This window comes from Enterovibrio coralii (assembly GCF_001559595.1).
Classification (GTDB): domain Bacteria; phylum Pseudomonadota; class Gammaproteobacteria; order Enterobacterales; family Vibrionaceae; genus Enterovibrio; species Enterovibrio coralii.
The window spans coordinates 1-25726 of sequence record NZ_LNTY01000060.1; the positions used below are offsets into that span (position 1 = coordinate 1).

At 49.1% G+C, this 25726-nt stretch carries 15 protein-coding genes and 4 pseudogenes; 12 read left to right on the forward strand and 7 right to left on the reverse strand.

All coding sequences use genetic code 11. The features are described 5' to 3' along the window. The coding region (locus ATN88_RS23655) for a retention module-containing protein (protein WP_157490799.1) at window positions 1–2019 on the reverse strand (2019 nt) is incomplete at its 3' end. A 471-nt stretch (window positions 2020–2490) separates the two neighbouring features. Here ATN88_RS23655 and prfC point away from each other — a divergent pair. The 7 genes and pseudogenes from prfC (at window position 2491) to deoD (ending at window position 11145) form a co-directional block, all read left to right on the forward strand. Next, window positions 2491–4080, forward strand: a complete 1590-nt coding sequence (gene prfC, locus ATN88_RS23660; protein WP_067419953.1) for a peptide chain release factor 3 — start codon at window positions 2491–2493, stop codon at window positions 4078–4080. Between the two features lie 89 nt (window positions 4081–4169). Then, the gene (locus ATN88_RS23665) at window positions 4170–4937 is read left to right on the forward strand and encodes a TatD family hydrolase (RefSeq protein WP_067419954.1); all 768 of its coding nucleotides are present in this window, start codon (window positions 4170–4172) and stop codon (window positions 4935–4937) included. A gap of 202 nt (window positions 4938–5139) precedes the next feature. Beyond that, on the forward strand, window positions 5140–6375 hold the full coding sequence (locus ATN88_RS23670; protein WP_067419955.1) for a NupC/NupG family nucleoside CNT transporter: 1236 nt from the start codon (window positions 5140–5142) through the stop codon (window positions 6373–6375). Between the two features lie 553 nt (window positions 6376–6928). Beyond that, window positions 6929–7701, forward strand: a pseudogene (deoC, locus tag ATN88_RS23675) (deoxyribose-phosphate aldolase). Between the two features lie 66 nt (window positions 7702–7767). Then, window positions 7768–9099 (forward strand): thymidine phosphorylase, encoded by a 1332-nt coding sequence (gene deoA, locus ATN88_RS23680; protein ID WP_067419956.1) that lies wholly within the window; start codon window positions 7768–7770, stop codon window positions 9097–9099. Between the two features lie 11 nt (window positions 9100–9110). Beyond that, window positions 9111–10331: a phosphopentomutase gene (locus ATN88_RS23685; RefSeq protein ID WP_067419957.1), complete on the forward strand. Its 1221-nt coding sequence runs from the start codon at window positions 9111–9113 to the stop codon at window positions 10329–10331. Between the two features lie 88 nt (window positions 10332–10419). After that, a complete protein-coding gene (gene deoD / locus ATN88_RS23690) occupies window positions 10420–11145 on the forward strand; it encodes a purine-nucleoside phosphorylase (protein ID WP_067419958.1) in 726 nt (241 codons plus the stop codon). 64 nt (window positions 11146–11209) lie between these two features. On the opposite strand, the gene ATN88_RS23695 is transcribed toward deoD, so the two are convergent. Beyond that, window positions 11210–11818 (reverse strand): YtjB family periplasmic protein, encoded by a 609-nt coding sequence (locus ATN88_RS23695; RefSeq protein ID WP_067419959.1) that lies wholly within the window; start codon window positions 11816–11818, stop codon window positions 11210–11212. Window positions 11819–11997: 179 nt separating this feature from the next. Between ATN88_RS23695 and serB the strand changes: the two genes are divergently transcribed. Continuing rightward, a complete protein-coding gene (gene serB / locus ATN88_RS23700; RefSeq protein ID WP_067419960.1) occupies window positions 11998–12963 on the forward strand; it encodes a phosphoserine phosphatase in 966 nt (321 codons plus the stop codon). A 62-nt stretch (window positions 12964–13025) separates the two neighbouring features. Here the strand turns inward: serB and ATN88_RS23705 are convergent, their stop codons facing one another. Further along, window positions 13026–15362, reverse strand: a complete 2337-nt coding sequence (locus ATN88_RS23705; protein ID WP_067419961.1) for a PilZ domain-containing protein — start codon at window positions 15360–15362, stop codon at window positions 13026–13028. A 147-nt stretch (window positions 15363–15509) separates the two neighbouring features. Here ATN88_RS23705 and radA point away from each other — a divergent pair. Together radA and ATN88_RS23715 are read left to right on the forward strand one after the other, a co-directional pair. Beyond that, window positions 15510–16888: pseudogene (gene radA / locus ATN88_RS23710) on the forward strand (DNA repair protein RadA). A gap of 235 nt (window positions 16889–17123) precedes the next feature. After that, a complete protein-coding gene (locus ATN88_RS23715) occupies window positions 17124–18926 on the forward strand; it encodes a diguanylate cyclase (RefSeq protein ID WP_067419962.1) in 1803 nt (600 codons plus the stop codon). A 21-nt stretch (window positions 18927–18947) separates the two neighbouring features. Here ATN88_RS23715 and ATN88_RS23720 read toward each other — a convergent pair whose 3' ends face one another. The 3 genes and pseudogenes from ATN88_RS23720 to ettA all read right to left on the reverse strand — a co-directional run bounded on the left by ATN88_RS23720 (window position 18948) and on the right by ettA (window position 22260). Further along, window positions 18948–19985 carry a M23 family metallopeptidase gene (locus ATN88_RS23720; protein ID WP_067419963.1) on the reverse strand — a complete coding sequence of 346 codons (1038 nt, stop codon included), beginning with the start codon at window positions 19983–19985 and terminating at the stop codon, window positions 18948–18950. 45 nt (window positions 19986–20030) lie between these two features. Further along, window positions 20031–20402: a PilZ domain-containing protein gene (locus tag ATN88_RS23725; protein WP_067419964.1), complete on the reverse strand. Its 372-nt coding sequence runs from the start codon at window positions 20400–20402 to the stop codon at window positions 20031–20033. Between the two features lie 191 nt (window positions 20403–20593). Then, window positions 20594–22260: pseudogene (gene ettA / locus ATN88_RS23730) on the reverse strand (energy-dependent translational throttle protein EttA). A 594-nt stretch (window positions 22261–22854) separates the two neighbouring features. Here ettA and sltY point away from each other — a divergent pair. After that, window positions 22855–24771, forward strand: a complete 1917-nt coding sequence (gene sltY / locus ATN88_RS23735; RefSeq protein ID WP_232313511.1) for a murein transglycosylase — start codon at window positions 22855–22857, stop codon at window positions 24769–24771. 62 nt (window positions 24772–24833) lie between these two features. Beyond that, window positions 24834–25127 (forward strand): trp operon repressor, encoded by a 294-nt coding sequence (gene trpR, locus ATN88_RS23740; RefSeq protein WP_067419966.1) that lies wholly within the window; start codon window positions 24834–24836, stop codon window positions 25125–25127. A gap of 50 nt (window positions 25128–25177) precedes the next feature. Here the strand turns inward: trpR and yjjX are convergent. Then, window positions 25178–25716, reverse strand: a pseudogene (gene yjjX, locus ATN88_RS23745) (inosine/xanthosine triphosphatase). Between the last annotated feature and the right edge of the window lie 10 nt (window positions 25717–25726).

The following is a 25726-nucleotide window of genomic DNA, read 5'->3' on the forward strand; positions in this document are numbered from 1 at the left end:
AGAAACAGTGTCATCGGCTTGCTCATACACGTCATCAGCACGAACATTCACCTCGACGTTACCTGACAGTTCACCTTCCAAAATGGTAACGGTTTTCCCGTTGCTCAAGGTGACCGTGATGTCTTCTTTAGCCGCAGCATCTAAGGTGACTGTGTAGGTGATTGAACCACCTTCCACAACATCTTCGCCGTTGGTGGTCGAGCTTAAGGTGAAGGTAGTGGTGTCTTTATCATCCACGACCTTGTTGGTAACCGTCCCTGTGGTTTTGACGCTTTCGAAGCTGTTGGCGGAGACACCCGTGATGGTGGCAGAAACAGTGTCATCGGCTCGCTCATACACGTCATCAGCCCGAACATCTACCTCGACGGTACCCGACAGTTCGCCTTCCAAAATGGTGACGGTTTTCCCGTTGCTCAAGGTGACTGTGATGTCTTCTTTAGCCGCAGCATCTAGGGTGACTGCGTAGGTGATTGAACCGCCTTCCACAACATCTTCGCCGTCGGTGGTAGAGCTTAGGGTGAAGGTGGTGGTATCGTTGTCGTCGGTAATGTCGACTGAGGCAGTCGCTTCAGCTGAATTTAGATTTTCAAAGCCACCGCCAGAGGTGCTTGTTACAGATACAATTTGGCTAGTCTGGCCTTGTGTGTATGCATCATCGGCTCTGTCTGGGGTGAAATCGACGGTGACCGAGGTTTGTCCTTGAGGGATGGTAACAGTCTGCCCGTTGCTTAATGTGATCAGTAGATCTGAGTTTTGAGGTGCACTCTCCACGTTCACCGTCAGGTCAAGGACTTCACCTTCTGTCGCAGAGGTCTTGTTGAGCTCAAGTGATACTTTGGTGGCATCGCTGTCGTCGGTGATGTTGACAGTAGCTGAAGCTCCAGAAATGTCGACGTCTTCATAGTCACCACCTGACACACCGGTTACAGATACAGTTTGGCTAGTCTGGCCTTGCGTGTAAGTGTCATCGCCTCTATCAGGAGTAAAATCGACGGTAACTGAGGTTTGTCCTTTCGGGATAGTAACAAGCTGACCGTTGCTTAACGTGATAACGAGATCAGAGTTTTGAGGCGCACTTTCTACACTCACGGTGAGGTCTACAGTGTCACCTTCAGTCATGGAGCCAATGCTATTGTTCAGCTCAAGCGTCACTTTGGTTGCGTCTCTATCGTCTGAAATGGTGTTAGTGACAACACCGACGAAAGAAACTTCATCGTAATCATTGTCGGAAACGCCAGTGATAGACACTGATGCGTTTTCGTTTCCTTGTGCATAGGCATCATCTTCACGCACGTCTGATGTTGCTGAGCCTGAGCTTGCACCTTCAGCAATCGTGATCGACAAACCATTGCTCAATGTAACCGTAAGATCTTCGTTTGCTGGACCGTCAAGCGTCACTGTATAGGTGACGGAGCTGCCTTCTGCCAGAGTTTGCCCATCAGTGGATGAGGACAATGTGAAAGTCATGCTTTCGTTGTCATTATCGTCGTCGCCATCATCACCTTGATCGTCTGCTTGTGTGGTGGCAAACAAAGTCGGTGCTAATCCAGGTGACGTATTGTGCTGGCTTTCATTGTTGACGCTGAAAGAGCGGCTGTATCCTTGGGTTTGGAAACCGGCATCTGAAATGGTCTCATTACCATCGCGATCAACGGAGTCTAGGCCTTGGCTGCCAGAGTTGATGAGAGAAGGCGTACCTGCCGCTGTGGATTCAAGAACGGCGGTTGGGTCGACGCCTTCTTCGATCAGAGATTGGATGTCAGCTATTTCTTGCTCTAATGAAATTTCATCGCCTTCCGCGTCTTCATCGGCATCAGGATCAACGCCTTCACCAATGGTAAGCAGACTTCCATCTTCTAAAGTAAGAAGGGCTCCCGCTCCCTCCGGCAAGAAAATTTCAGTGCCCGGTAATATGTCCATAAGTTTATCAAGGGTAACGATTTCGCCGTTTACTTGAACGTGAACATTGCCGTTTACTGAAACTACTTTTGCTGCCTGTTGGGTAATAATCGAATCCATGCGCCACTTCCTGCAGAAGAAAAAGTTTATAAGCTAGAAATGTTTTACTTTAGAAACATATGCTTTATTAATTTTACAGCTCAAACCAATCTATGTTAATGCTTTGTTTTAAAAACATTGAAACAAACAGTGATCTAAGTAGTAAAAGTGCATTATTTCTTGCTGGAAACTTATGAATTGAAAACATTTTTCAATTTCGGAATCTAGTGTCTTAGAGAAATAAAACTAGACAATTACGGTTAGGTGTACGTTTTAGATCTTAAAAAGAACGTGATTTTCTAGAGGTTGTTTTTGGACAAAAAAAAAGAACAACACAGTTTGAGCAGTTCATAACAACATCTGCCAATGAGATTTCTTGAGTAGTCGTTGAGAATAGGGACGAGATCGTACAAAATACCCGCCGATTTGAATCTATGTTCGGTAGGATATTCCTTATCAAGGCTCCTGCCGCTTAACCGGAAAGCTTAAGCAATGACAAACTCTCCATTCCAGCTGGAAGTCGGCAAGCGTCGTACGTTTGCGATTATCTCGCACCCTGACGCCGGTAAAACCACCATTACCGAAAAAGTACTTCTGTTCGGACGTGCTATTCAAACTGCAGGTACGGTAAAAGGCCGTGGCTCAAACCAGCACGCTAAATCTGACTGGATGGAAATGGAAAAAGAGCGTGGTATCTCTGTTACTACCTCTGTTATGCAGTTCCCTTACAACGATTGCTTGGTAAACCTGCTGGATACCCCGGGACACGAAGACTTCTCGGAAGATACCTACCGTACGCTGACGGCTGTTGACTCCTGTTTGATGGTTATCGATGCGGCGAAAGGTGTTGAGGATCGTACTCGTAAACTGATGGAAGTTACGCGTCTACGTGATACGCCAATAGTTACCTTCATGAACAAACTTGACCGTGACATCCGTGATCCAATGGAGCTGATGGATGAGGTTGAGAGTGAACTGAACATTGCTTGTGCACCTGTAACCTGGCCAATCGGTTGTGGTAAAGAGTTCAAAGGTGTTTACCACATTCATCGTGATGAAACGATCCTGTACTCAACGGGACAAGGCCACACCATCCAAGAACAACGCATCATCAAAGGTATTGATAATGCGGAACTGGATGCTGCAGTTGGTGAAGACTTGGCTGAGCAATTGCGTGAAGAACTGGAACTGGTTCTGGGTGCGTCTCACGAATTCGATCAGGAAATGTTCCTGAAAGGCGAACTCACACCAGTATTCTTTGGTACTGCACTGGGTAACTTTGGTGTTGACCACATGCTGGACGGCCTGACTGACTGGGCACCTGCACCTTTGGCTCGTCAAGCGCACGAGCGTGCGGTAGAAGCGGGCGAAGAAAAATTCAGTGGTTTCGTGTTCAAGATCCAGGCGAACATGGATCCTAAACACCGCGACCGTATCGCATTCATGCGTATCGTATCTGGCAAATACAGCCAAGGTATGAAGATGAAGCACGTGCGCACTGGAAAAACCGTATCTATCTCTGATGCAGTAACCTTCATGGCAGGTGACCGTTCACGTGCAGCTGAAGCGTTTGCAGGTGACATCATTGGTTTGCACAACCACGGCACCATCCAGATCGGTGATACCTTTACCCAAGGTGAAGATCTGAAGTTCTCGGGCATTCCAAACTTTGCGCCTGAACTGTTCCGTCGTATTCGTCTGCGCGATCCTCTAAAGCAAAAACAACTGTTGAAAGGTCTGGTTCAGCTGTCTGAAGAAGGTGCTGTACAGGTGTTCCGCCCAATGATCTCTAACGATTTGATCGTAGGTGCGGTAGGTGTGCTTCAGTTCGACGTGGTTGTTGCGCGTTTGAAATCTGAGTACAACGTTGAAGCGATTTACGAGCCAGTAAACGTTGCAACTGCGCGTTGGGTTGAGTGTTCTGATGCGAAGAAACTGGATGAGTTCCAGCGTAAGAACCAGTCAAACCTTGCTCTGGACGGTGGCGACAACCTGACATACATCGCGCCAACCATGGTAAACCTGAGCCTGACGCAAGAGCGTCACCCAGACGTAAGCTTCCGCGCGACACGCGAGCACTAATCGCTACTGCGTCATAAGTTATTTAAAAAGCCGTCATTGATTGACGGCTTTTTTGTATCCTTTAAACGGGATTCTTCAGGAAAACGTCGATGATAGACACACATTGCCATTTTGATTTTGCGCCGTTTGATGTTGAAACGGATGAATGGGTTGCACGAACCGAGGCGGCGGGCGTAAAGACCGTTATAGTGCCCGCGGTGGCGACGCGCAATTGGTCGCGCATCGAAAACCTCGCCGCTCGTTATGAGGCCATTTACTTCGCCGTTGGTTTACACCCTGTCTGGATGGCAGAGCATAAAGAAGAAGACATCGCAAAGCTGGATCAGTATTTGGCATCGAGACCTGAGAAATGTGTCGCCGTCGGCGAGTGTGGGTTGGACTTCGCGATCCCAAACCCAGAGCGAGAAAAACAAATCGCTTTTCTCGAAGCGCACCTTTTACTAGCGGAAAAATACAAGCTTCCCGTTATTTTGCATTGTCGAAAAGCCCACAACGACCTCCTTCAGGTACTCAAACGTTTCCCATCGGTGAAAGGTGTTTTGCACGCCTTTAGTGGAAGTGAACAGCAGGGGTTGGACTATATAAAAAGGAACTTTTTGCTGGGCGTCGGTGGAACCATCACTTACGCGCGTGCAAATAAGACACGAAATGCGGTGGGGCGGTTGCCGTTGTCATCGCTTTTGCTCGAAACGGATGCGCCGGACATGCCGATTTCTGGCTATCAAGGTGAGGCCAATTTGCCCGAGCGATTGCCGTTGATTGCGCATGCATTGTCTGAAATTCGAGCGGTCGATGTTGAGGAAATTATTCAAGCAACATCACAGAACGCGCTCAAATGTTTTGCATTAAATAGGTAGATGACATCGTTTGCCTAAACGTTTGCGGGAGACTTACGTCACAAAAATGGATCTAGATCACCTTTTCGAGTGAATTGCACCGAAATTTTCACTCAAAGCGTGATTCATGCATTCCTATGATGCTGCGGACATGCGTATAATCGCGGCCGGACTAACACTCCCAATTTGTCGAGACGCCAAGACTTTTTTTAGGAATCCCTTTATGAGCCTGATCATGAGCATTGTAGGGATGGTTGTACTGCTGGGTATTGCAGTACTGCTATCTGACAACCGCAAAGCTATCAACCTGCGTACCGTTGGTGGTGCGTTTGCTATCCAATTTATTCTGGGTGGTTTCATTCTGTTTGTTCCGTGGGGTCAAGACCTGCTGAATGGCATGTCAAACGCGGTACAAAACGTAATTAACTACGGTAAAGATGGTATCGGCTTCCTGTTTGGTAGCCTGGTGAACTTCTCAGTAGACGGCATTGGTTTCATCTTTGCTTTCCAAGTTCTGCCTACCGTTGTTTTCTTCTCTGCACTGATCAGTGTTCTTTACTACATGGGCATCATGCAGTTCGTTATCAAAATTCTGGGTGGCGCACTGCGCAAAGTGCTGGGCACTTCTCACGCGGAATCAATGTCAGCGACTGCGAACATCTTCGTAGGCCAAACTGAAGCGCCTCTGGTTGTTCGTCCATACGTGCCAAAAATGACCCAATCAGAACTGTTCGCAGTAATGTGTGGTGGTCTGGCTTCTGTAGCAGGTGGTGTACTGGCTGGTTACGCAGCAATGGGTGTTCCACTGTCTTACCTGATCGCGGCGTCTTTCATGGCGGCACCAGGTGGTCTGCTGTTCGCGAAAATCATCAAGCCTGAAACTGAAGAGCCAATTGAGCAATTCGGTAACGAAGAAGATGAAGAAGACAAACCAGCTAACGTTATCGACGCAGCGGCTGGCGGTGCATCTTCAGGTATGATGCTGGCACTGAACATCGGCGCAATGCTGCTGGCGTTCATCGGTCTTATCGCACTGGTTAACGGTGTTCTGGGTGGCATCGGTGGCTGGTTCGGTATCGAAGGCCTGACACTGGAGTGGATCCTAGGTCAAGTATTCCGTCCTCTGGCATTCCTGATCGGTGTTCCTTGGAACGAAGCGGCAATTGCTGGTTCATTCATTGGTCAGAAACTGGTTGTGAACGAATTCGTTGCATACCTGAACTTCACCCCAATGATTGGTGACCTGTCAGACAAGACTGTAGCAATCATCTCGTTCGCACTGTGTGGCTTCGCTAACCTGTCATCTATCGCAATCCTGCTGGGTGGTCTGGGTAGCATTGCGCCGACACGTCGTCACGATATCGCTCGCTTTGGTATGAAAGCAGTAGCGGCAGGTACTCTGTCTAACCTGATGAGTGCAACTATCGCTGGCTTCTTCCTGACTCTGGCTGCAATGTAAGCCTCAGTAAGATTCAAAGAAAACCGCCTCCTTGAGAGGCGGTTTTTTTGTGTGTAAAGCTAAGCGGACAACAACTCCCTTCATTTAAGCAGCAATAAGACATGCAAAAGGTGGAGTGATAGATATAGTGGAGTAGTATCCGTTCTACACGTTCACGTGATGCCAGAACGACGATGCTTCCCCTGCAGAAATAGCAACAGAGTGTTTTTCAACAGAAACAGGTAACACCTAGTGCTGGTTAAAGAACATTGGTAAAATTGGTGAGTGCTGTCAAAGATTCAAAGGTGGGGTTTCAATTACTTTCACACTTGTTTTGCAGTGACAGCGGAAACAGTAAAACTTTTCTGCTCAAGCAACCGCACTGACCGCGATATAGCTTGGGTAACACTGCCGACGGTGTCGGTGAGTGTGCGGCAACACGGAATGTTGATTGGCAATGCCGAAAGCACAAGCCAAACTTCAAGGAGCCAAGTCCGCTCATCAGGTTGTGAGTACATACTTACCCGTACTGCAATCTGTTACTTGGTTTTGAGTATTTAGACTGGAGAAAGTCATGAGCGATCTAAAAGCAGCAGCCCTTCGTGCCCTTAAACTGATGGACCTGACCACCCTGAACGATGACGACACAGACGCGAAAGTGATCGAACTGTGTAAGAACGCGAAAACACCAGTGGGCAACACTGCTGCTATCTGTATCTACCCTCGCTTTATCCCTGTTGCGAAGAAACAACTTCGTGAGCAAGGCACCCCAGAAATTAAAATTGCTACCGTGACCAACTTCCCACACGGTAACGACGACATCGAAATCGCAGTAGCTGAAACAAAAGCAGCTGTGGCTTACGGTGCGGATGAAGTTGACGTTGTATTCCCATACCGCACGCTGATCGCTGGCGACGAGAAAACAGGCTTCGAACTGGTTAAGCAGTGTAAAGAAGCGTGTGGCGAAGTAACGCTGAAAGTGATCATCGAAACCGGTGAACTTAAAGATGCAGCACTGATCAAGCGCGCGTCTGAAATCTGTATCGAAGCGGGTGCTGACTTCATCAAGACCTCTACAGGTAAAGTGCCAGTGAACGCGACCCCAGAATCAGCGGAAATCATGCTGACTGTTATCAAAGACATGGGCGTTGCTGACAAAGTTGGTTTCAAACCAGCTGGCGGCGTTCGCACTGCAGAAGATGCAGCAGAGTACCTGGCAATGGCTGATCGTATTCTGGGCGGTGACTGGGCGGATAACGCACACTACCGTTTCGGCGCATCAAGCTGCTGGCAAACCTGCTTCACACACTGGGTGAAGGTGAAAAAGCAGCGGAAGGCGGTTACTAAGCCTTTCTATGGGGGAATGTTCGCATTCCCCATTTAAGCGAATTCACTTGGTTGCGAGGTCGCATTATGTACCTTCCTCAGGAAATCATCAGAAAGAAACGCGATAACGTTGCGCTGACTTCAGATGAAATTAATTTCTTTATCCAAGGCATTGCCAAAGACACTGTCTCTGAAGGACAGATCGCAGCATTTGCCATGGCGGTGTACTTCAATGACATGACAATGGATGAGCGTGTAGCACTGACGTGTGCAATGCGTGATTCAGGCATGGTCATTGATTGGTCACACATGAATTTTGATGGCCCAATCGTCGACAAACACAGCACTGGCGGTGTAGGCGACGTAACATCGCTGATGCTTGGCCCAATGGTGGCTGCATGTGGTGGCTACGTGCCAATGATCTCTGGTCGTGGTTTGGGTCATACCGGCGGTACGCTGGATAAACTGGAAGCGATTCCAGGCTACAACATCACACCGACCAACGATGTGTTCGGCAAAGTGACCAAAGAAGCAGGTGTGGCGATTATCGGCCAGACTGGCGACTTGGCACCGGCTGACAAACGTGTTTACGCGACACGTGACGTGACAGCGACCGTAGACAACATTTCGTTGATCACAGCGTCTATCCTTTCCAAGAAACTGGCCGCTGGCCTAGAGTCTTTGGTGATGGACGTAAAAGTAGGCTCGGGCGCCTTTATGCCAACCTACGAACAGTCAGAAGAGCTGGCGAAATCTATCGTAGCGGTAGCAAATGGCGCGGGTACACGTACCAGCTCTTTGCTGACCGATATGAATCAGGTGCTGGCTTCAAGTGCAGGTAACGCACTGGAAGTGAAAGAAGCCGTTCAGTTCCTGACCGGTGAGTACCGAAACCCTCGCCTTTACACCGTCACCATGGCATTGTGTGCCGAAATGCTGATGATCAGCGGCCTTGCAAAAGACAAAGCAGAAGCGATGAACAAATTGCAGGCAGTGCTGGACAACGGTAAAGCAGCAGAATGCTTTGGCAAGATGGTAGCTGGCCTTGGTGGTCCACTCGATTTTGTCGAGAACTACAGCAAATATTTAGCAACCGCGAACGTAGTGAAACCTGTGTTTGCGCAGACTTCTGGTTTTGTCTCCGCGATGGATACCCGCGCGATTGGCATGGCCGTTGTGGGTCTGGGCGGCGGACGCCGCGTTGCAAGCGATACAATTGATTATTCTGTGGGCTTCAGTGACGTAATCCGTTTGGGTATGCAAGCTGACAGCACCACGCCGCTGGCGGTTGTTCATGCTAAGGATGAAGCAGAATGGCAACAAGCTGCGGAGCAACTTCAAGCCGCAATGCGCATTACTGATGATGCGCCAGAAGCGACGCCAGAAGTGTACCGCCAGATCGGCCCACAAGACGTCTAAAGGAGGCGATCATGAAACGCGCGATTATTTTGGTTCTGGATTCTTTCGGAATTGGTGCAACAGAAGATGCACACAAGTTTGGTGATGTAGGTGCGAACACCCTGGGTTCGATTGCAAAAGCATGTGCCGAAGGCAAAGCTAACAACGACGATCGCCAAGGTCCACTGACGCTGCCTAACCTGAGTGCAATGGGTCTAGCAAAAGCATGTGAAGAGTCTTCGGGTTACTTCCCAGAAGGTTTGGACGCAAATGCTGACATCGTTGCGGCATACGGCCACGCGGCTGAGCTGTCTTCTGGTAAAGATACTCCGTCTGGTCACTGGGAAATTGCAGGCGTACCTGTACTGTTTGATTGGGGTTACTTCACCGACAAACAAAACAGCTTCCCGAAAGAGCTGACTGACCGTATTCTGGCGCGCGCAGGCATCCCTGATTACCTGGGTAACTGCCACGCATCAGGCACCGAGATCCTTGATGCTCTGGGTGAAGAGCACATGAAAACTGGCTTGCCAATTTTCTACACCTCAGCGGATTCAGTATTCCAAATCGCGTGTCATGAAGAGACCTTTGGTCTTGATCGTCTGCTGGAGCTTTGCCAAATCGCTCGTGAAGAGCTGGAAGGCTACAACATTGGCCGTGTTATCGCGCGTCCATTCGTAGGTTCTGGTAAAGGCAAGTTCGAGCGCACCGGTAACCGTCGTGACTTGTCTGTTGAGCCACCATCAGCAACTGTGCTGCAAAAGCTGGTTGATGAGAAAGGCGGTGATGTCATTTCAATCGGTAAGATTGCAGACATCTACGCGAACTGTGGTATCACCAAGAAGGTGAAAGCGACAGGTCTGGAAGCATTGTTTGATGCAACCAAAGACATGATGAAAGAAGCGGGTGACAACAGCATCGTGTTCACCAACTTTGTTGATTTCGACTCACACTACGGCCACCGCCGTAACGTAGCGGGTTACGCAGCAGCACTTGAGTATTTTGACAAGCGTCTGCCAGAGATCACAGAGATGATGGAAGAAGACGATATCCTGATCCTGACGGCGGACCACGGTTGTGATCCAACGTGGGAAGGTTCTGACCACACGCGTGAACATATCCCAGTGTTGGTGTTTGGTAAGAAAGTACCGGCAGGCTCTATGGGTCGTCGCGAAACCTTCGCAGACATCGGCCAAACTCTGGCGAAATACTTCGGTACGTCAGACATGGAATACGGAAAATCTTTCCTGTAATTCCAACAGAAATTCCGGCCATCGTCAGGTGATGGTGGCCAGATTAGCGTCGGATTAACTCCGAATTTTGATCAAAAGGAAATAAAAAATGGCAACTCCACATATCAATGCCGAAATGGGTGATTTTGCAGACGTAGTTCTGATGCCGGGCGATCCGCTGCGCGCTAAATACATCGCAGAAACTTTCCTGGATGACGTAAAGCAAGTTTGTGACGTTCGTAACATGTTCGGTTACACCGGTACTTACAAAGGCCGCAAGATTTCTGTTATGGGCCACGGTATGGGTATCCCATCATGCTCAATCTACACGACTGAGCTGATCAAAGACTTCGGCGTGAAGAAAATCATCCGTGTAGGTAGCTGTGGTGCAGTGCGTGAAGACGTGAAACTGCGTGAAGTTATCATCGGTGTTGGCGCATCTACTGATGCAAAAATCAACCGTACTCGTTTCAACGGCCATGACTTTGCAGCAATCGCTGACTTCGACATGACGCGTAACGCAGTTGACGCAGCGAAAGCAAAAGGCATCAACGTACGTGTTGGTAACATCTTCTCTGCAGACCTGTTCTACTCTCCAGAGCCAGCATTCTTCGACACAATGGCGAAGTACGGCATCCTGGGTGTTGAAATGGAAGCAGCAGGTATCTACGGTGTTGCAGCAGAATTCGGCGCGAAAGCACTGACTATCTGTACTGTTTCTGACCACATCAAGACTGGTGAGCAAACCACTTCTGAAGAACGTCAAACTACGTTCAACGAAATGATCGAAATCGCTCTGGAATCAGTTCTGCTGGGTGACGCAGAAGAAGCGTAATTATTCGCTGACTCTGAAAAGAAAAAGGATGGCCGAGGCCATCCTTTTTTGTTTTCGTATTTTTTTAGTCGTTGTTCTTGAGCAAGAAGGTCGAACGCCAAATGTCTTTGCGGTTGGCAAAGGTGAAAATCAACAGTGCCCCCGTCACCAAGGCCACCAAAATCATCGCGCGCACTAGGTTGATGCTCTGCTCAAGGCGATTTGACGCGGCTTTGATCACATTGCCATGTTCAAGGGTGATACGGACAAAACCCGTAATGTGTCCGTCCAACGCAATCGGCTCAACCAATTGTTGGCGACCGATACTGGCGACCGCGAGCGGCGTATTCAATCCCGTCAATTGTTCCAACGGCATCGCACCTACGGATGCTGCCAGCACATTCCCGCGCACATCATAAACTGCTGCATCGAGGATCAGGGGTTCTTCTTGCAAGTTAGCAACCAGCAATTGCAAGGTTTCATTGTCATCACCGGAAATCGCGGTGTAGGCCGTTGCAGCGGCTTGACGCAAGATCACACGAGAGAGCGACTCCGTCTGATCGTAAAGCATCTTGTAGTTACGGTGGTTAAGTTGATTGCTGTACATAAACAGCATCAAGATCGTGCCGAAACAGGCAATCACTACCAAAAATTGCCAGAGTCGTTTTAGACGTTTTTTATTTATTTGTAGCATAAGCTGTCCAAGCTAAAGGTTGCTCGATAGGAGCAGTGCAATCATTCAGCGACAGCTCAGTTTGATGTTCATGCAAAAAAAAAGCAAGAAACCCTTGGAGTTAGGCACGCAGTGAGAGTACTGCGGGAATGAAGAGAGTTTGATATAGTAACGTCAGATTTTGATAAGGACTTTATGCAATGGATGCAGTATCGCTTTATTCAATAAAGAAGCACACCAAACTATATAACCGTTTCCCTTCACTGCGTGCGTTTCGCACCTCAGACTGCCGACAAGCGGGTTGGCTGGTCTATGGCACCGATCTCAGTGCCGGTTTTCTCGATGATCTCGCGTTTCTCACTGGCGACTATGTTGCACCTATCACGGGGTGGACAGTCGGGCCTTATGACGTCCTTTTAATGCGTGGAGAACTCTCGCCAGAAATCGTTGCCTTGTGTGACGCTTGGGGCTTTGACTGCTCGCTGTTGGACAATATTCCAAATCTCAATGAACCCGGTTTGGCCGTGTTCGACATGGACTCCACCGCGATTCAAATTGAATGTATTGATGAAATTGCCAAGCTAGCTGGCGTAGGCGAGAAAGTGTCGGAAGTGACAGAGCGTGCGATGCGTGGCGAGTTAGATTTTGAAGCCAGCCTTCGTGAACGCGTTGCAACGTTAAAAGGCACGGATGTGGCGGTGCTTGAGCAAGTACGAGACAGCATTCCTTACATGCCTGGGATGAAGCGTTTGACGGCAACCTTGCAAGCACGCGGTTGGAAAGTGGCGATAGCATCAGGCGGCTTTACTTGGTTTTCTGACAAACTCAAGCAAGACCTCTCTTTGGCGTATGCTGAGTCCAATCAGCTGGTGATTGAGAACGGTAAGCTGACGGGTGAAGTTGCAGGCACCATTGTTGATGCGCAGCGTAAAGCGGATATCTTGCGCGATCTCGCGGAGAGCTACGATCTAACACCAGCGCACACTTTGGCTGTTGGTGACGGCGCGAACGATCTAACCATGATGTCGGCAGCGGGCTTGGGCATTGCCTACCATGCTAAACCAAAAGTGCAGGCGTCTGCGCAGGTGGCAATCAAACATGCTGATCTTGGTGGCGTGGCGTGTGTGCTGTCAGCGTCATTGTTGCCGCAGCGTCTTGGCTGGTAACCGAAACGCGAATTGAAAAAGCCACCGATGACGGTGGCTTTTTTGTTTGAAAGCGTGAGCGATCAGTTCACTTCAAGACGAAGTAGCACTTCATCGGTGATATCGCTCATTTCACCGTAAACGGCCAAGTCGGCAAATTCCAATTCCAATTGGCGTGCTCGCTGAGTGGAAAGCGCGATCAATGGCTCTAAGGTTTCTGGTGATAACCACTGGCTGCCGTCTTCGATTGGTTGTAACCAATTTCGCACCGCATAGAATTTACCGCGTTTCTTCGCTTGGCTGATGAAGAACTTGCGCTCCTCAGGCGTAGAAAAGCTTTCCAACGAACGCGATTTGATGTCTGAAATCGCGTTGTTTTCAAACTCTACCGCGATGTAAACCTCGTGTTTGACCTGTGCTAGACGGTTGCGCTGACGTGTCACTGTGCTGGCGTACTTCATCAGATGATTACCCAGCACAGGCGCCAGCGACATGCGACCTTGTGCCGCTTTGCTTTCAAGCAAACGGTTTAAATCAGTGCCCGGATAGTTAGTGCCGATGGCCGCCAAATGCAGGGTTTCACCACGAAGCATCAGAAAATACGGAATGGTCGAAAGCCTTGTCAGGAGCATTTGGTGCATCGCGTGCACCAAAGGCGCATCAGGCAGCACTTCATAATCGACAGACAGTTTGTGGCGGTTGTGCTCAATCAGACGCTTCAAATAACTGCTTCTGTTCTCGCTGTATCGGTCACGCACCAAAGACAATTGCACCGTCATGCGATCAGCACTGATGCGCACCACTTTATAAGGCACATTGGCGAGCGGCGCATTGGGATCCAAGCGTTTCAGATCGGTAAAAGTCACCGACACTTCCTGCGCCTTGTTGCCCTTGAAAGGACGAGTCAGTTTTAGGTGCAAACCGTTTGGAGAGAAATCGACGGTTTCGCCTTGTAACTCGCCACTTAAATGGTGAATCAAGGTGGCACCGGTGCGGTGCTGAAAACGTTCTTCCTTTCGCTGCGGTGTCAGCTGTGAGGGCACCCCTTCGATGCGTGAGATTGGATTGCGCGTATGCACAAACTGATTCAGCGTTTTTGACGGCAATTTTGGCTTGCTCGGTAAGCGAAAATCCGTGTTCACATGCGATTGGGTTAAATCCTGAATCGTCGCGATGTGGGTCAGCTCATCGATTTGGCTGATATACGCCGGAGACGCTTCCTGTAGGCGTTCTGCATCTTCGTCACTGATTGTTGCCATTGTCACGCGAAGAACGCGCCACGAGGCTCTGGAGCTGCCTACGTGCCAAAACAGGTGACGTTGTTCAGGTGTCAGCTCTGTCGGACAGGCAGAGAAGAAGAAGGTCTTTCCTGCGTGCTCATGGCTAAAGCAATAAATCAGGGTTTCGCTGCTGGTTAAGCCTTTGAGCGCAAGGTGCTGTAGGCGCTTTTCTGAGAACAGTCGGTCAATAACCGGCTGGTTTCTCTCGTCATGCCAGTAATCCCACAGCGCGCGGTTGTGCTCGGTTAGCAAACCGTATTTCAGAGATGAATCACTGAAGAAAAGCTGTAGCGAAGGCGTTTGCTCTAAAAAGATCTGTTCGTAGCAACGCGAGCGCGTGGTGAGGAATTTGTCGGCGTTTTCTTGGCGTGTTTTCACCGTATTTTGAGACAGCTTGATGGAAATGGCTTCTTTCACCGCTTCCGTGCTGGTCGTCAATCTCAAGCGAATGCGTTGGAAGTTGTCGCGAACCAAATTCAGCTCTTTGCCGACAATGCGGTACTTCAAGCCGCTGAACAGCTCTGGCAACTGACATTCATCACCGAGTTGTGGGAAATACACGATGATGGTCGAGCCAATGTCATAAACAAACGATGACGGCAGTTTTACCTGCATGCCTGAATTAGACAGATCTACCGTTGAGCCGTTGACCTCAGTACCATTTGGAAGAAACACCTGAATGCGAGTAGACAGTTGAATGCGGTTCTCTGAGCGCGAAAGGTAGTGTCCAAATTTGATAGGCTGCGCTTCAACCGTTTCATCAGAAAAGTCTTCTAAAGCCTCACCGGATTTTTGAATGGCTCGGTGGCTGTTCGGCGTATTGTGGAGCTCTTCCCAAAGTCCTTGTGTCAGTTGCCCTTGGTAAATCTCCAATCGACGGTGGTACAGGTTAATGGCGACATCGTCCATCCAGTGGTTTTGGCCATTTAAGTAATAGTGGCGGCAGTTGCCCATGACTTTGCCACGAAGATCGATGGCTTTGACGCTGGGTGTCATGAGGCGACGTACCTCCATTTTCAGAAGCAGGCGTTCTGAATTGGAATGCTGTTGCGTGAGTTTCTGCAGCAACTCATCGAAACCGTCCTTATCGTAAAGCGGCAAAAGTTGATCGAAGAGTGCCTGATCGTGGTCCTTCATCATTATTATTTTCTGGTAGAATCCTGATACTTACTATCGGTTTGAATAGGCCATAGTTTACCTATTTTCTCGCGAGATACGCGAAGAGTTATTTAAACTTGTTGTGCCTCGCAAAAGCGGTGGTACAAGAGTGAAAGGCTGGGAGAAAACATGTCCAAAACAAAACGCGCATACGTGTGTAACGACTGTGGCGCAGATTACCCTCGTTGGCAGGGACAATGTTCAGCCTGTGGATCATGGAACACGATTACCGAAGTGCGTTTAGCGGCATCGCCACAAGTGGCGCGTGCGGAAAAATACGCAGGTTATGCGGGCGCAGCGGAAGCAAAAGTTCAGACGCTTTCAGCTATCGATCTTCAAGAAGTGCCGCGCTTTACCAGTGGCTTTAAGGAGCTTGACCGCGTATTGGGTGGCGGCATTGTGCCGGGAGCCGCTATTTTGATTGGTGGTAGTCCGGGCGCAGGTAAAAGTACCTTGTTGCTGCAAACCATGTGCTGGCTGGCAAGCCAAATGCCAACCTTGTATGTCACGGGAGAGGAATCCTTACAGCAGGTTGCGATGCGCGCTGAGCGCCTTGGTTTGCCGAAAGACAAACTGAAAATGCTGTCGGAAACCAACGTCGAAACCATCTGCCAAATTGCACGCCAAGAGCAGCCAAAAATCATGGTTATTGACTCCATCCAAGTCATGCACTGTGCCGATGTGGCTTCAGCGCCTGGCAGTGTGGCACAGGTCCGTGAGTCTGCTGCCGCTCTGACGCGTATGCCAAGCAGCATAACGTTGCGATTTTCATGGTGGGTCACGTGACCAAAGACGGCACGCTGGCCGGCCCGAAAGTGCTTGAGCACTGTATAGACTGTTCAGTGATGCTTGACGGTTCTAGTGACACCCGTTTTCGCACCCTTCGCAGCCATAAAAACCGTTTTGGTGCGGTGAATGAGCTGGGTGTGTTTGCCATGACAGGGCAGGGGCTTCGTGAAGTCAGCAACCCGTCGGCGATCTTTCTGAGCCGAGGTGAAGAGGCGACATCTGGCAGTTCCGTCATGGTGCTTTGGGAAGGTACCCGTCCACTTCTCGTCGAGCTTCAAGCGTTGGTGGATTACAGTCAATTGGCCAACCCTCGTCGTGTGGCCGTGGGTCTTGAGCAAAACCGCTTGGCTCTGTTGCTGGCGGTATTGCACAAGCATGGCGGCCTACAAATGTCCGATCAGGATGTGTTTGTGAATGTGGTTGGTGGCGTAAAGGTCACCGAAACCAGTGCTGATTTGGCTTTGTTGCTTGCTCTTATTTCCAGCTTCCGTGATCGTCCATTGCCAAAAGATTTGGTCGTGTTTGGCGAAGTGGGTTTGGCTGGTGAAATTCGTCCTGTGCCAAGTGGTCAAGAACGCTTGATGGAAGCGGCGAAGCATGGTTTTAAACGGGCGGTGGTGCCAATGGCTAATGCACCCAAAAAAGACATTCCGGGCATGAAAGTCTATGGCGTGAACAAACTGTCTGATGCACTGGCAGCTTTGGACGAGTTTGATTGAAGATTTGAAGCAAATCACTAAAGGCACCCTTCGGTGCCTTTTTTTATTCTCTTTTCATGGAGTTAAATAAAGTGTGACTTGAGTCATGCTTTATTTTTGGTTATTTTCCGCACGATTTGTCATGTGAATGGATTCATATGAACGGTTAACTGGGCAATATGCAATGTGTTCTATACTGATAGAAGTATAGATTCTCACTTTTGCGAAAAAGACAGGGAAAGGAACCAGACTAACAATGTTTTTTAAACGTCAGAGAATAGGCATCGTAGCGGCAACGATGCTGGTCCTATTGACCGTTTCAGGCTGGGCGTCTGCGAACCACTCTGGAGAGGAGGGTGCGCAAAAAGTGCTTTATATTAACTCATATCATCAAGGCTATAGCTGGAGTGATGATATTGAGAAAGGCTTTATTGAAGCACTGCATCAAAGTGGTTTAAACGTCGAGCTTTCTCAGGAATACCTCGATAGTCAGCGTTTTCCTAACGCAGACGGATTCCTTCATATTCGGCAGTTGTTTGACAAAAAGTACAAGGATTATCATCCAGATTTGGTGTTTACGTCAGACAACAATGCCTTTCACTTTGCGCTCGACAACCGTGATACCTTTTTCCCAGATACACCGATCGTGTTTGTTGGCTACAACAACTTTAAACCGAGCATCATTGAAGGGGTTGGTGATGTTACAGGCTTGAATGAAGCGATTGAGCTGGTGCCAACCATTCGGCTTGGCTTGGATGTTTTCCCCGACACAACCCGTTTGGCCTTTCTGGTTTCCTCTCAAAATAAGAGCGACAGTGCCCACCGAGAAAAAGTGATCAGTGACTTGGTGCCTTACTTCTCCAAGCAGGAGAATTTACCGATCACCTTGCTGGACAATGTCACGGTCGAGCAAGCCACCAATCAAATGAATAACCTCGAATCTACGACCTTGTTGTTCGTGTTTGGACGCATTACTGACAAGGGCCCGGATCGCAATTTGTCGCCCGCAGAAAGCACAGAAATGCTGGCGCATGGCATCGAACAGCCGATTTTTGGTGCATGGAGTTTTCAGCTCGGAAAGGGGATTGTCGGTGGCGATCTGTTGACAGGCACCACGCAGGGAAAAGTGGGTGGGGAGATGGCGGTAAAAATATTAACCGGCACACCAGTGTCTGACATCCCGATTAAAATGCGCACACCTCACCAAGTCACTTTTGACGCGAAAGTGATGTCTCAGGTGAATATCGATAAGACAAAAATTCCCGCAGATGCGGTGATTATTAATGAAGAAGTGTCGATTTGGGTTGAATATTTTTGGCCGATTGTCGCTGTTATTTGCCTCGTCATTGGTGAGGGCTTTCTGGTGCTAAAGCTCTTTGTAACCAAGCGCCAAAAAGAGAAAGCGGTTCTGGAGCTAGAAGAGACTAACGATACGTTGGAAGAAAAAGTTCTCGAGCGAACCAAGAGCTTAAGGCAAGCCAAAAAGGAACTAGAAGTACTCACTGAGACCGATGCGCTGACGGAGATTCACAATCGCCGATTTTTTGAGAAACAGCTAAACATTGAGCTGAGCCGTGCCTATCGACATCAGTCACCCCTCAGTTTGATCATCATAGATATCGACTACTTCAAAAAATTCAACGACACCTATGGCCACGTCGCTGGGGATGAATGTCTGAAACGTGTCGCTTCCATCATAGAGACACAGTGTCGACGAATGGCGGATGTGGCTGCACGCTATGGCGGTGAGGAGTTCGTTATTTTGCTGCCGGATACCGACAGTGAAGGCGCAGTGATTGTCAGTGAGCAGCTACAGCAAGACATTGCCAGAGCACAAATCTTTCATGAAAACAGTGAGGTTGATATTTTCCTGACACTGAGTTTAGGCGTCATTACATACCAAAATGCGGACGAACTGATTTCGGGCGAAAAGCTACTTTCGCTCGCTGATGAGCATCTTTATACCGCGAAAAAACAGGGCAGGAACTGTTATGTAAGCGGGGTGTATCCTGAACCACTTAACGAGGACATTGACAGTATTCATGGGGCACGTGGTTAGTGCCTGTGCCCCAAAGGTGGTCTACTTAGAAATGTTTGCAGAGGCGAGGGTGGTTTCACCGTCGCTTTCTTTTGGTTCGGATTGCGTGCCGTTCACGGCATCTGATGCCAGTTGAACCTGCGTTGAGACCATGCTCTCGACAATCTTAACCAGATTCACCCACTTCACTTTGTCTTCCACTTTAAACAGCGACTCGAAGTTGTCAGGTGTCCACGCGATAAAGTTCTTAGGGTTCAGCGCGCGACCCAAGAAACGTACTTCATAGTGAAGATGCGGGCCAGTAGAGAGGCCAGTGTTGCCAGACCAGCCAATCAAATCGCCTTTTTTCACGAACTGACCGGTATTAACGTTGAATTTGTCCAAATGCGCATAAAGGGTCATAAAACCGAAGGCATGGTCAATCTTTAGCAGGTTGCCGTAGCCTTTCTTTTTACTTGGACGTTTGTATTCGACCACACCGTCAGCGGGCGCATACACGGGTGTGCCGATGTCAGCTGTCAAATCCAATCCCAAGTGGAATTTCTTATTGCCCGTCACAGGGTGGGTGCGAGAACCATAACCTGACGAGCGGCGGTAGCTTTCAATGGGCTTACCGCTTGGGATCAGTTGCAGCATCGTAGCGCGCACCGCTGAGTTGATCGCGGCGACATCTAGCCTTTCTGCCAACGGCAGCGCAGAGGCATCATCTTTTTCCAATCCCAGCACTTCTTCTACCGTGGTCACGCGTTGGGTCAGGTAGTTCAGTTGGCTGTCTTTGTCTTCGATGATTTGTGCGTACTCTTCCTCTTTATTCGAGATGAGCTGTTCGAGTTGCTGTCGTTGTTGCTCCAAAGATTCCAATTGTCCGGAAAGCTCTGTGCTTTGCTCGGTCATGTTTTTGAGCGACACCTCGGCCGTATTCGAACGGTGATTGAGGTAATAGATGGTCGCGATGCTGGCAAAAATAGCAACGAGCAAGGTTGCTAGCATGGAAAGCAGCACTTTTTTAAGTGTTGGAGAAAGAACGAAATGGCGAGAGCCATTGGCGTGGGAAACAGCTATTCGAATATTGTTCGGCATGATACGGCTACTACATGTACTAATGCACTGATAAAAACAGGTGAATTATACGGAATCTTTTAAATCTGTCAGTTGTGCTAATTCGCGATGGAGCAAATCGTCATTGCCGACGTTTAATTCGACCAAGCGTTTTAAGTGGCTAGCACTGTCGATATCGATGTGGTCAATGCGAAAACGCAGGTACTCACCGTTTTCTTGGATAAGCTTCAATTCCATATCCAACGTGATATCTGAATCAGGAAGCGTGAAAGAAACCATGTAATCGTCTTGGTTGCCTTCGGCCCAATCAATCGGCGCAGACAGCAACGCACCCTTCAAAGAAAGGTCGAGCACTTTCGAGCTCCATGTTTGCTCTCCCTGCCTGATGGTGGCGGGCACCCGGTAAATCACTCGGGAGAATTGACGACGTTCCTGCATTTAACAATTCCTCGGTCGAATTTACACAAAGTGTAGGAGAGACGAGGCTATATCTCTACTTCGTTAGTTCGTCTCCGTGATGAGTAACTCGTCTTGAAGTTGTAAGTATTGAGATGTTACCCAATTAAGGCGAGAGAACGGCAGGCACAAAAAAGGGTCACTGAAGTGACCCTTTTATCAACACACAGCGATTACTTGGTAACGCGCTTGTATTTCATACGGTGTGGTTGTGCCGCTTGCGCACCCAGCGTTTGCTTCAGCCACTCACTGTATTCGTTGTAGTTACCTTCGAAGAAGTTCACTTTACCTTCATCACGGTAGTCAAGAATGTGGGTAGCGATACGGTCAAGGAACCAACGGTCGTGCGAGATAACCATGGCACAGCCAGGGAATTCAAGCAGTGCTTCTTCCAGTGCACGCAGGGTTTCTACGTCCAGGTCGTTGGTTGGTTCATCGAGAAGCAGCACGTTGCCGCCCGCTTTCAGCAGTTTTGCCAAGTGAACACGGTTACGCTCACCACCAGACAGGTCGCCAATGCGTTTTTGCTGATCGCTGCCTTTGAAGTTAAAGCGTGAACAGTAAGCACGTGCAGGAAGTTCAAAGTTGTTGATACGGATGATTTCCGCACCTTCAGAGATTTCCTGATACACCGTGTTGTTGTCGTCCATGCTGTCACGGAACTGATCAACAGACGCCAGTTGAACGGTTTCACCCATTTCAATGGTACCGCTGTCTGGCTGCTCTACGCCGCTCAACATCTTGAACAGGGTCGATTTACCCGCACCGTTGGCACCGATGATGCCTACGATTGCGCCTTTTGGCATGCTGAATGACAGGTCGTCGATCAGAACGCGGTCGCCGAACGATTTGGTCAGGTTATTTACTTCAATAACCTTGTCACCCAGCGCAGGCCAGGCGGAATGAACAGTTCGTTGGTTTCGTTACGTTTTTGGTGGTCAGTGCTGTTCAGCTCTTCAAAGCGCGCCATACGTGCTTTAGATTTCGCCTGACGACCTTTAGGATTCTGACGAACCCACTCAAGTTCTTTCTCGATGGTCTTCTGACGTGCTCTCTCAGAAGATGCTTCTTGTTGCAGACGTGCATCTTTCTGTTCCAGCCAAGAGGTGTAGTTACCTTCCCATGGAATACCTTCACCACGGTCAAGTTCCAGAATCCAGCCCGCTGCGTTGTCCAGGAAGTAACGGTCGTGCGTGATTGCCACAACAGTACCGCTGTAATCTACCAGGAAGCGTTCCAACCAGCCCACAGACTCTGCGTCCAAGTGGTTCGTCGGTTCGTCCAGCAGCAGCATGTCTGGTTTTTCCAGAAGAAGACGACAAATTGCAACACGGCGACGCTCACCACCAGACAGGTGCTTAATTTTCGCATCCCATTCTGGCAGACGCAGTGCATCCGCAGCACGCTCAAGGGCGTTATCAAGATTGTGGCCGTCTTTCGCTTGGATCAGTGCTTCCAGCTCGCCTTGCTCTTTTGCCAGTGCATCGAAGTCAGCATCTGGTTCTGCGTAAGCTGCGTAAACAGCGTCCAGACGAGAAAGCGCACCTGCAACGTCAGCAACCGCTTCTTCAACAGTCTCACGAACGGTTTTTTCTTCGTCCAGTTTTGGTTCCTGTGGCAGGTAACCTACTTTGATGCCAGGTTGCGCACGCGCTTCACCTTCGATATCGGTGTCGATACCAGCCATAATGCGAAGAAGGGTAGATTTACCTGCACCGTTCAGACCCAATACACCAATTTTGGCACCTGGGAAAAAGCACAGAGAGATGTCTTTCAGAATCTGACGCTTCGGTGGCACGATTTTGCCAACGCGCGACATGGTATAAACGTACTCAGCCATTTCTGCTCGCGTTCTCTTGTCGATAAGAATGAATATTAATCGAGTATTCTATACCGAAACGGTGCCAATATGCAGGCTTCACTTGCTTATTTCTTATCGTGATCAAGCAATGGAGAAGTTGTTGTAGGCCTGCAACAGTGAAAGTGTAATCTGCCGCTTTCCAACGGCTTAGCTGCCAAGGAAATTCCGCGTATACCGACCTGCTCACCGATAATCACATTTGCTTACCATCAAATCCTGTTTTCAACGCCGAGATTTGTCATGGTAGTGGAACCAATTGGCGTGCCAGAAGCCCAATAAAGAGACCCATAGCGCATGAGTGCTGTCTGCCTTTAGGATGAAACGGTGGACAACAAATCATCACACAGAAACCCGCATCAGGATCGGTGTCTCGTTTTGTCATTTGAATGTCTTCTGCCATCGCTAAGTTACGGTATACAGGGAGGCAAAAGGAACAAACAAGCCGACCAAAAATCTGCTGGGATAGCAGTTTGGGTATAAGCTTAAAATCATGTGCGCCACGGAGAAGCGTCAAGAATGCTACCAAAGGAAAATTCAATAATTACAAAAGCCTGTAAAAAATCGGCAGTTGGTATGCGTCGTATCGTCAGTGTTTGTTTTGCTGCGTTAGTGTCAGTTCAGGCTTCATCAAGTTTTGCGTTGAGCATTGATGATCAGAGATCCAAGTATGAAGAGGCGGTCTCTGCAATCAAGCGCAATGACATCAACACCTTCAAAAAGCTTAAGGGACAGCTTGAGGACTACCCGCTGTACCCCTATCTCGAGTATCGCGATTTCACGCGCTCGTTAAGTCGTGCCAACAAAAATGAATTAGATACGTTTCTGACAACTTACAGCGATTTGCCATTCATTGGCACGGTGAGAGGTCGCTATATCGATGCGCTGGCGAGCAAACGTCAGTGGAAATCCTTGCTGGCGTTCCAAACGGAAGTGCCGCGCGGCGAGCGATACCAATGTCATTACTACTATGCCCACAGTCAAGCGGGTGACAAAGCACTGGCGCACTCTGGTGCCAAATCCCTTTATCTTTCTGGCAGCTCCGTTGACAGCGCATGCGACAAGCTATTCAAAGTGCTGGAGAAAAGCGGCAAGTTAAACAATGCCTTGATCCTCGATCGTATGTTGCTCGCCTTCGACAAGCGAAATCGCTCATTGATGCGTTATCTGCAAAAACAGCTGACAGGTGAGGCGGCCAAACAGGGCAAGCAAATCATTGCGCTTTATGACAACCCGCGTGATGTCGCGGCCTTTTCGAAAAAAAGCAAAGTAACCTCATTGAACCAACGTCTGACGCGCTCTGCATTTGAGCGTTTGGCGCGTACCAATGTCAGTGAGGCAGTGAAGCAGTTTAAACGCACGACCGAAGGGCAGCATTACGACGAGTTTGAACGTCAGGAAATGGCGGATTATGTTGCTAGCCGCCTGATGTCGACAGACAAAGAGTCTTTGCAAAAGTGGCGCGATAGCTGGCTGAGTAAAACCGCCAATCAGTCGCTGCTGGAGCGCCGTTTCCGTGTTGCACTGGTGGAAGACGATTGGAAAGACATGGCTTATTGGCTGAGCAATTTGTCTGAGAAAGAACAAGACAAGCTTAAGTGGCGTTATTGGCAGGCGCGTATCACCCAAGAGCGTGATGGGGACGAAGCCGCGAAGGAGCAATTCACTGCCTTGTTAGGTGAGCGAAACTTCTATTCGGTGGCCGCGGCGATGCATCTCGGTGCGCCGATTGATATTCCCTATCAAACCACATCGCTGAATATTGAAACCGTGCAGCCATTTAGACCCGCGCTTGAGCGTGTCAGAGAGTTGCTGGTGTTGGATAAAGTGACTGCCGCGAAACGCGAATGGCAGCATTTGCTGGCGCACGCAAACCAAGAAGAGAAAGCCATGCTGGCGGCCTTTGCGGCGGACAGCAAGTGGTATCACTTGTCTGTGCAGGCGACGATTTCGGGCAAAATGTGGGGACATTTGGAATACCGCTTCCCAATTGCGCACCGCTGGTGGTTTGAGTTCTTCAGCAAAGAGCGTGGCTTACCGCTCACTACCTTACTTGCCTTGTCTCGTCAGGAAAGTGCGTTTTACACCAATGCCGTATCACCGGTTGGTGCACGCGGTTTGATGCAGCTTATGCCTGCGACTGCCAAGGAAACCTCGAAGAAACTTGGGTTCCGCTATCTGGGTAAGAACACGCTGAGCGATCCGGGGATCAATATTCGACTGGGAAGCGGCTATCTTCGAATGTTGCTCGATCAGTTTGATGAGAACCGTATTTTGGCTTTTGCTGCGTATAATGCCGGTCCTCATCGTGCCAATACGTGGCTGAAAGCGTCTGACGGTAATCTCGATGCGATTGCGTTTATTGAAGCGATTCCGTTTCGTGAAACGAGAGGCTACGTACAGAACGTGCTGATGTATGACATATACTATCGCAAGCTGTTAGGCATGCCGTTGGAGTTTTTGCACGATAGTGAAATGCAACGACGGTATTAGATTGAGCCGTTTGCGTGCACTGAGTAAAATGTGCCAGAGAGAAATTCGAGTTCGAGGTTAGTATGCAAGATTCGCCAGAGTATTCTGATTGGCAAGACGTGCTGGATTTGATTCACAGAGCCATTGAATCAGGGCGAGAAGCAGAAATTCTTAAAGTGCTGCTAACGCAAGATGAGCGAACTGCGCTCATCACAAGGGTGAATATCGTCAATGAGCTGCTTAAGGGTGAAATCAGTCAACGCCAACTTAGCCAAATGCTGGGCGTGGGCATTGCAACCATCACTCGCGGATCCAACGAAATCAAACAGTTGGACGATGAGCAAAAAGCGTCACTGATGAAGCTACTCGAAAAGTAAAAACAAAAAGGCCAGCGAAAGCTGGCCTTTTTCGTTCTAGATAGAATTGCTCACTTCGCACTGGATGAGGTTTCAACCGGAAACAAGCTCGGGTTGATAAAAGGGATCAGTGCCAAGATCAGGCTTGGTGATAGACAGAGCTTCGGGTCAGCAAGTGGCCAGTCAGCATGCCAATCGCGCCGCCTTTTTGCTTCACGTTTTGCTCGTTGAACATCTCATCCATTACATCGCCAAGCTCTTTACCGGTTTTTAGAGCATCAAGAGCTTGTGGCGGCAGCGGCACAGAGGCTGAACGGGACTCACCAACACGGTCGGCGGATTCAATGACCATCCAAGCAAACGTGTATTGACCGTCGATGCCGGCTTCTACACCCACGTAAAAATTGCCGTCCACTACCTTCTTGGCGTTTCGAATGCGATTGCGTGCGCCCGCGAGGGTTTCTTCGCTAGTCATCGGCTGATCAGGCACTTCGCTTGCAACTGAAATGCCCTCGAAGCTCATGTCATTGTCTGGGAAAACCTCTTTAAAGGCGGCCTCAACGGCAGAAATTTTGGCAGGATTGAGTGATGTGACGATCACTTTTGTCATTGTTGTTGTG